At 67.8% G+C, this 7580-nt stretch carries 9 protein-coding genes; all 9 read left to right on the top strand.

Annotated elements, in window-relative coordinates; genetic code table 11:
• Positions 1 to 156: 156 nt before the first annotated feature.
• On the top strand, positions 157 to 1056 hold the full coding sequence (locus tag D7V88_RS36380; protein ID WP_120545179.1) for a bestrophin family protein: 900 nt from the start codon (positions 157 to 159) through the stop codon (positions 1054 to 1056).
• A gap of 160 nt (positions 1057 to 1216) precedes the next feature.
• The gene (locus tag D7V88_RS42755; protein ID WP_147449016.1) at positions 1217 to 1438 is read left to right on the top strand and encodes a hypothetical protein; all 222 of its coding nucleotides are present in this window, start codon (positions 1217 to 1219) and stop codon (positions 1436 to 1438) included.
• Between the two features lie 190 nt (positions 1439 to 1628).
• Positions 1629 to 1943 carry a hypothetical protein gene (locus tag D7V88_RS42750; RefSeq protein WP_147449015.1) on the top strand — a complete coding sequence of 105 codons (315 nt, stop codon included), beginning with the start codon at positions 1629 to 1631 and terminating at the stop codon, positions 1941 to 1943.
• A 200-nt stretch (positions 1944 to 2143) separates the two neighbouring features.
• Complete coding sequence (locus D7V88_RS36375) at positions 2144 to 2689, top strand: DUF2378 family protein (protein WP_120545178.1); 546 nt, start codon at positions 2144 to 2146, stop codon at positions 2687 to 2689.
• A gap of 202 nt (positions 2690 to 2891) precedes the next feature.
• A complete protein-coding gene (locus D7V88_RS36370) occupies positions 2892 to 4046 on the top strand; it encodes a hypothetical protein (RefSeq protein WP_120545177.1) in 1155 nt (384 codons plus the stop codon).
• Positions 4047 to 4061: 15 nt separating this feature from the next.
• Positions 4062 to 5057 (top strand): HEAT repeat domain-containing protein, encoded by a 996-nt coding sequence (locus D7V88_RS36365; RefSeq protein WP_120545180.1) that lies wholly within the window; start codon positions 4062 to 4064, stop codon positions 5055 to 5057.
• Positions 5058 to 5109: 52 nt separating this feature from the next.
• On the top strand, positions 5110 to 5625 hold the full coding sequence (locus tag D7V88_RS36360) for a hypothetical protein (protein WP_120545176.1): 516 nt from the start codon (positions 5110 to 5112) through the stop codon (positions 5623 to 5625).
• Between the two features lie 94 nt (positions 5626 to 5719).
• Positions 5720 to 6211 (top strand): SgcJ/EcaC family oxidoreductase, encoded by a 492-nt coding sequence (locus D7V88_RS36355; RefSeq protein WP_244238580.1) that lies wholly within the window; start codon positions 5720 to 5722, stop codon positions 6209 to 6211.
• A gap of 248 nt (positions 6212 to 6459) precedes the next feature.
• Positions 6460 to 7580: transcriptional regulator (locus tag D7V88_RS42745; RefSeq protein ID WP_147449014.1), on the top strand; the 1121-nt coding region annotated here is incomplete at its 3' end.

Genomic DNA, 7580 nt, shown 5'->3' with positions numbered 1-7580 from the left:
GGACCCGGTAAAACGGGTCAAACGCCCCGGACGAATTGCGTCAGGCCCTGCTTCGCATCCACACCCGGCGGTATCAGAACGGCGGCTGCTGCATGCCCGTCCCGGGTCTCATGCCGGGGCCCGAGGGGCGAAGGGAGGACGTGTTAGAGGGGCGCCATGATCGTCCGCCCGCGCCTGCACTGGCTCCGCATGCTGTTCGTCTGGAGGGGCTCGGTGGTGCCGCGCATCTTGTGGCGGCTGGGCTTCTTCCTGGCGCTCTCGTGCCTCGTGGTGGCGATGGGACCTCCGTCCTTCCGCCTGGAGCCCGGGCCGCTGGGGTTGGTGGGCGTCGCGCTGGCCATCTTCCTGGGGTTTCGCAACAGCACGGCGTACGACCGCTTCTGGGAGGGGCGCAAGCTGTGGGGGTCGCTGGTCATCGTGTCGCGCTCCTTCACGCGGCAGGCGCTCACCCTGCCCACGCCCGCGCTCACGCGGGACGAGCGGCGCGGCGTGTGCGATCGGCTCAGCGCGCTGGCCCTGACGCTGAACCATCAACTGCGACAGACGCAGGCCGACGTGACGACGCTCTCCAGCGGCGTGCGCGAACACGTGCTCCGCGCGGAGCACCGTCCAGCACGGGTGTTGATGGGATTGGCGGAGTGGCTTTCGGAGCAGCGCCGCCAGGGGCGCCTGAGCGACCTGCTGGTCACGTCGCTCGATGAGAACCTGAATCGCCTGTCGGAGGTCCTCGGTGGCTGCGAACGCATCGCCGCGACGCCAATTCCCTACGTGTACAGCGTGATGTTGCACCGCACGGTGTATCTCTACAGCCTGCTGCTGCCGTTCGCGCTGGCGGGAGGCCTGGGCTGGGCCACCCCCCTGGTGTCCGTCTTCATCTCGTACACCTTCATCGCGCTCGACACCGTGACGGCGGAGCTGGAGGACCCGTTCGGCACGGAGCCCAACGACCTGCCCCTGGACGCGCTCACCCGCCATGTCGAGCGCGCGGTGCTGGAGTTGGCCGGAGAGCCGTTGCCCCCGGCCCTCCAGCCGGATGAGCGGTTCGTGCTGACCTGACGGCTTCAGGCGTGTACAGGTCCAACGACAGTTTACGACAGGTTCGGTTGACCGACGGAGATCTTGGAGGACACCGGAATAGAGCCTACCCCCATGGGCGTATCGAAGCACTGGATCCGTTTGGAAATGTCATTGAAAACGATCACGTCCCATTGACTCCATGAAAATCACAGCCCCAGTAGATAGATTCAAAAACCAGACAAAGGGAGCAGAAGTTGCATCACTCGAAATCAACCAGGAGGAGGGAGCCTTCTATTTGATTCGCTTGAGCGCCCAGGGACAGTACATAGCCGACACTTGGCACCCAAGCATTGAGGAAGCAATGCGCCAGGCGAAGCATGAGTTTTCTGTAGATCCCGGCGACTGGAGTAAAGGCGACTAGCAGAGCGGTGCCGGAGGATCATTCAGTCTTTTCGGTACACTCCGAACAAAAATCCCTGGCTTGCGTTGAGGGAGGCAAAATCAGCGAAGCCATGGTTTTGGATCCTCAGAGAAGCAGACTGATCAGTTTTGGCGTCGGGTGGGCAGCAGGTACCTGCATCTCATTCGGAGCTCGATAGGAGATTCAGGAGATGAACTGGAGAACAATCACGTTGCATGGCGGAGCAAGCATTTCCAGGATTGCCAACATTTATGAAATGCAAGACCGCCGCATCCCCGGCACAAAATACAAAGTTAAAGTTCTGGAGCGCGGATTGGGCGATTTCCTGGCGATGCCCAATGTGTGCGTGAAAAACAAAGCCGGGGAGCCCGATTGGCTCGCGGGCCTTGGCCGAACGGAATTTGAAGCTCTTCAAGACATCATCGACCGAATGAATGAGTCATTAATATCCGCAGAGCGACTGACTCCGGAAGACTTCGAGTGGAGTGATCCTCATGACTTTTGAGTCAGAAACCGTTCACCCATTGGGGCCTCCCCTGAAGGAACTGCAGGGCAACGGACGGTGAGGGGAGACGACACTCGAAGGTATTGGATCCAGAGAGGGATTGAGGAGCACGCGGCCGTGTCGCCCGCACCCTGCGCGCGTGTGCATCGCAGGGCCATTCCAGCGATGCTCGTTCACATCCAGCGACAGAGGGTGCCGCGTTGAGCGAAGAGATCGTCTACCGCCATGCCATCGAAGGGCTCTTCCTGCGCTCCGTGGGCAAGCGCCTCACGCCGGAGCTCAAGGAGCAGTTGCGCGCCATCGGCCTGGACCTGGACGTGAAGATTCCGCACCACACGCCCCGCAGCGTCTTCGCCCAGGCGCTGAGCATCACCGCGCGGCACCTGTACCCGGGCATGGACGCGCAGGAGGGCTACCGGCAGCTCGGCGTGGGCATCATCACCGGCATGGAGCACACCCTGCTGGGCAAGGCGCTCGTGTCCCTGTGGCCCATCTTCGGTCCCGACCGCGTCCTCTCCCGCATGCAGGAGAGCTTCGCCACCGTGAACAACTACCTGAAGACCGAACTCATCACCCACGGCCGCGCCAACCACACCATCAGGGTCAGCGAGTGCAACGGCAACCCGGGCTACCTGATGGGCATCATCGAAGCCGGACTCACCCGCGCCGGAGCGAAGCATCCGCGCGTCGAACCCTTCAATTTCGACGGACACGCCTGCTCCTACCGCGTGCGCTGGGACCCCTGAGCCCGCCGTCCCCCACCCGGAGTCCGCCCCGATTTTCGTAATCTTATAAAAAAATACGTTCTGGTCGGTTTGTACTGGTCTGCCGGGAAATTCCGGGACTAAATGGGGAAGACCCTTTTTCCTCGGCCAGCCTGCCATGCCCCCAGACTCCTCCCCTCCCTCCGCCTCCTCCGGAGAAGGCCCCCCGCGCTGGCGCAAGCCGGTGATCGCGGCAGGACTCGGACTGGTCGTCCTGCTGGCCGGGGCGGCGCTGCTCTCCCGGGGCGAGGGGACTGAAGCGGGTGGCCCCAAGCGGGAGGCCCCGGCGGAAGGCTCCCGCCAGGGCACGGCCTCCCGGGGTGGCTCGGGCCGTGCGCGCGGAGACACCACGGAGGGCATGGAGGCGGACTCGGCGCCCCGGCGCTTCGAGTCCGGGACATGCTGGCGGGACCTGGAGCGCTTCAACGACCAGGTGACGGTGGCGACCTTCCGCGACTGGGCCGCGCCGCTGCTGGCCTCGCGGGATGCCGTCGTCCGCAACTACCTGAAGGAGCGCCTGACGGAGCTCATCGGCAACGACGCGGAGCATGCCCGGGAGGTGCTGGGGTGGGCGCGCGACGCCCGGGGCAAGGAGTTCCAGGTGTACCTGTCGGCCCTGCGGGACTCGGAGGCCGTGCAGCAGCCGCAGGTCGCCGCGCAGTTGATGGCCGCGGGCCTCGACCCCAAGCTGGAGACGGGGCGGCGCGCGGGGATGCTGTCCGCGCTGGACTCGCAGAAGCGCCTGGAGCCGGCGGTCCTGGACCAGTTGGCGAACTTCGCTCGGGATCCGGCCTCCGCGGAGGCCGGCTGGGCCGCCACCCGCACCGTCGCGCGTGTGATGAAGAAGGACTTCGAGCGGACGGGCAACGCGTCGCCCTATCTGGACCGGCTGCTCACCATCGCCACGGACTCCCCCGACGAGGACATCCGCTACCTGGCGCAGTCCACGCCCATGCACACGGCGCCGGTGCTGGATGCGGCCTCCACCGAACGCTTCACGCGCATCCTCACCAGTGAAGGCAACGACGACGGGCGGGACGCGGCGGCGCACAACCTGTCGCTGTCCCAGGACAAGGAGCAGGTGCTGGCGCTCTTCGCCCGGACCTTCCCCACGGAGCCGTCCGTGTGCGTGAGATGGGCGCTGTTCCGCTTCTCCGCGCGCGTGGCGGGCAAGGACGCGCTGCCGGTGATGGCCCGGATGGCCGCCATCGACCCGCGCTTCCAGGAGCAATACCGCATCTTCGAGCAGCTCTATGCCAGCGGCGTCCTGGACTTCATGCGGCTGTGGAACAGCCTGCCCAACCAGGACCCCTTCGCGTGCATGGAACACCACGACTGAGGCCCGGGAATGCCCATGACCCGCATGTCTTCCTTCCGCAAGAGCACCCTGGGATGGCTGGCGTTCGCGCTGGTCCCCCTCCTTCCCGTCACGGCCTTCGCGCAGGGCGCGTCCACCCCTCCAGCGCTGGAGGGAGAGACCTGTTCGGTGACAGGGCTGATGGATCAGATCCGCCGGGGCCTTGCCTCCAGGTCCCCGGCCTACCAGCGCTATCTGCGCACGCTCTTGCGTGAAGCCGCCGTCACCCTGCCCGCCGCGGAGCTCCAGGCCGCGTTCGAGCGGGAGAAGGACCCGACGATGGCGGAGCACCTGGCGGCGGCGCTCGTCGCTCGCAGCGAGCGCGAAGCGGACGTGGGCGCGATGCAGGTCGTGGCGAAGCGGGCGCTGGAGGACCGCGACCCGGCCGTGCGCTCCGCCACGGTCCGCGCCATGCGGCGCACTGGCGCGCTGGAGAAGACGGGCGACCTGTACGAGCGCCTGATGCGGGATGCCTCCCCGGAGGTGCGCATGGAGGCCGCGACGAACCTGTCGGAGGACAACCAGTTCGTCTACGCGGGCCAGCTTGGTTCCGCGACGGACACCGCGGTGGCGGCGGCGGCGGCGTCCCGCGACCCCAAGGCGACGGCGAAGATCCTGGGCACCCTCAACACGGAGAAGCTGGGCGCGGAAGCGGCAAGCCAGCTCCAGGGCCTCCTGCGCAACGACTCCGCGGAGGTGCGCCAGTCGGCGGCGCTCGCGCTGGGCGGGGTGCCGGCGGAGCAGATGGGGCAGGCGCGTGAGTCCCTGGTCTCCATGTACCGGGGCGAACGGGACGCGGGCGTGCGCAAGGCACTGGTGCGGAGCATCGCCCAACTGGGTTTCGCGGGCGCGGTGCCGGAGCTGCAGCGGCTCCGGGGCATCGACCCGGGCATGGCACCGGAAATCGACGCGTGGATTCGCGCGCTCGGCACGGGTCTTCAGGAGTGGGAGCTGATCCTGAGGGAGAAGCAGCGGCTGCAAACGGCTCCGTAGCAGCGGTCACTCACCCCCCAGGGCCGGGAGTCCGGCCCGAAAGGAACATCCGATGCGTTACATGACGAAGGCGTCCCTCGCGGCACTGACCCTCCTCCCCCTCATCGCTGGCGCCCACACGGTGAAGTCGCCCTTCCCCGGCACGGTGACGGCTACCACTTATTACTCGAGCGGCAGCTTCCACGGTGCCGTGGACATCTCCAGCGGCCGTTGCAACTACTGGGGCGCGGAGACCGGCGTGGTGGGTTCCGTGTTCTGGGACGTGACCATCCGCAAGACGGGCGTCTACTGCAACGGTACCGGCAGCGGCACCCAGAACGAGGCCAAGCACGTCTGGGCCAGCGGCTGGACGTTCCGCCAGTGGCACTTCATCAAGACGGCGGACTCCTATGACCGCACGTGCGACCGCTGCCAGGTCGGCAACGAGGGCGCCACCGGCAACTCCACTGGCCCCCACGCCCACCTCCAGCAGGACAAGGCCGGCACCAACGACACGTCCTGGTACAACGGCTACACCACCAAGGGCGAGGCCGTGGACCGCTCCGAAACCGTCGGCGTGCTGGACTAGTTGAGCCCGGAGGCGCGGCATTCCCGCCGCGCCCCTGTTTCGGCAGGACAGGCAGACGTGTCATGGCAGACTGCCCGCCATGACACGTTCTTCCATGCTTTCCGCCCTGGCGGCCCTGAGTCTGTCATTCCTGTCCGTGGGCTGCGCGACGGTCGACCCCGCCAAGGCCGACCGGGACATCCGCCAGTTGGTGAGTACGCAGACCCAGGCCTGGAACGCGCACGACGCGAAGGCCTGGACGCAGGACTTCACGGACGACGCGGACTTCATCAACATCGTGGGCACCGTGTTCCAGGGCCGCGAGGAGATCGAGACGCGCCACGCGGCCATCTTCGCGAGCATCTTCAAGACCAGTCACGCCAATGTGACCGTGCGCAAGCTCACCTTCCCGACCCCGGACATCGCCGTGGTGGACACGGTGCATGAGGTCACTGGCCACTCGGGCCTGCCCCCGGGCGTGCAGAACACCCAGGACGGGCTGCTGCGCACGCAGATGCGGTACGTGATGAAGCGCACCGACACGGGGTGGCGCATCGTCGCGGGGCAGAACACCGACGTGAAGCCCCCGCCGGCGCCCAGGCCCTGAAGCGCCATCCGCCGCGAAGGTTTCCTGGTGGAAGCGGGCCCTCCCAGGCCGCCTGACCCAGGTCGGGGCCAGGGAGCGGCAGCGAGGGTGCTTCCTCCTTCCCCCTGCGGCGGGGCGTGGCGGTGGCCGGCAGACAGCAGGTGCGTGAACTCCTCACGTGCGCCTTGCGGTGCGGCCCTGGCTGCACTAGCCATCCGGGAACGGAGGGGCGACGGCGCCGACCGCTCGGATCCTCCGATGAGGAAGCCATGGCGCAGCGCCGTCCGAACCCCAGTTCCGCATCCCCTGGCAAGTCCACCGCCCGCAGTGCACCTGGCAAGGCCGCCGCGAAGCCCGTGGGCAAGGCCGCCACCGGCAAGGCGCCCGCCGTGGTGAAGAAGGGAGCGGCGGCGAAGAAGGCCGCTCCCGCCACGAAGGCCACGCCCGCGCGGGGTGCTTCGGCGGTCGTGAAGTCGAAGCCGGCGGCTTCTGCCACGAAGGCCCCCGCATCGAAGTCGAAGCCGGCGGCTCAGCCCGCGAAGGGCCCTGCGGCGAAGTCGAAGCCGGTGGTTCAGCCCGCGAAGGCTCCTGCGGCGAAGTCGAAGCCGACGGCTTCTGCCACGAAGGCACCCGCATCGAAGTCGAAGCCGGCGGTTCAGCCCGCGAAGGCTCCTGCGGCGAAGTCGAAGCCGGCGGTTCAGCCCGCGAAGGCTCCTGCGGCGAAGTCGAAGCCCGCGGCTCAGCCCGCGAAGGCTCCTGCGGCGAAGTCGAAGCCGGCGGCCCCGGCGACAAAGGTGCCTGCTGCGAAGTCGGCGCTGGCCACCAAGGGACCGGCCGCGAAATCCAATCAGGTCGCACAAGCGAAGGTGCCTGCGGCGAAGTCGAAGCCCGCGGCTCCGGCCGCGAAGGCGCCCGCTGCGACGTCGAAGCCCGAGGCACCCGCCGCTGCACCCGTCCCGGCCGAGACGCCGCGTGCGCGCACGTCAAAGAAGGGCGCCACCAGCGCGCCTCCTTCGGAGACCGCCCCCGAGGCAGCGCCCGCGATTCCCACGGCCACGGCCGACGTGCCCTCCTCCAGCGCCGAGGAGGCGCCCGCGCCCTCGACGCCTCCGGCGAGCGCCGTGGAGCCGGCCGCGACCGAAGCCTCACCGTCGAGCAGCACGGAGCCCACCAGCGAAGCCGCATCGGAGCGCACCGAGGCCCCGGCCACGGCGCAATCCCCCAAGGCCCGCGCAACGAAGCGCAAGGCCGCGTCTGAAGACAGCGCATCCGCTCCGACGGAGGAGCCGGCGCCGCGACCCGCTGCCGAATCCCCGACCGCAGCGGAGGGAGCAACGCCCGTCGCCGCCTCTTCCGAAGCCACCGCGCCCGCAACGAGCCCCGAGGAGTC

It is taken from the genome of Corallococcus terminator (assembly GCF_003611635.1).
Classification (GTDB): domain Bacteria; phylum Myxococcota; class Myxococcia; order Myxococcales; family Myxococcaceae; genus Corallococcus; species Corallococcus terminator.
Note: the sequence above shows the minus strand (reverse complement) of the source record. Positions and strands in the feature narration are given on the sequence as shown.

Excerpts from the sequence above, each read along its gene's own strand:
- D7V88_RS36380 (WP_120545179.1), top strand. The coding sequence starts at position 157 with ATGATCGTCCGCCCGCGCCTGCACTGGCTCCGCATGCTGTTCGTCTGG.
- D7V88_RS42755 (WP_147449016.1), top strand. The coding sequence starts at position 1,217 with ATGAAAATCACAGCCCCAGTAGATAGATTCAAAAACCAGACAAAGGGA.
- D7V88_RS42750 (WP_147449015.1), top strand. The coding sequence starts at position 1,629 with ATGAACTGGAGAACAATCACGTTGCATGGCGGAGCAAGCATTTCCAGG.
- D7V88_RS36365 (WP_120545180.1), top strand. The coding sequence starts at position 4,062 with ATGACCCGCATGTCTTCCTTCCGCAAGAGCACCCTGGGATGGCTGGCG.
- D7V88_RS36360 (WP_120545176.1), top strand. The coding sequence starts at position 5,110 with ATGCGTTACATGACGAAGGCGTCCCTCGCGGCACTGACCCTCCTCCCC.
- D7V88_RS36355 (WP_244238580.1), top strand. The coding sequence starts at position 5,720 with ATGCTTTCCGCCCTGGCGGCCCTGAGTCTGTCATTCCTGTCCGTGGGC.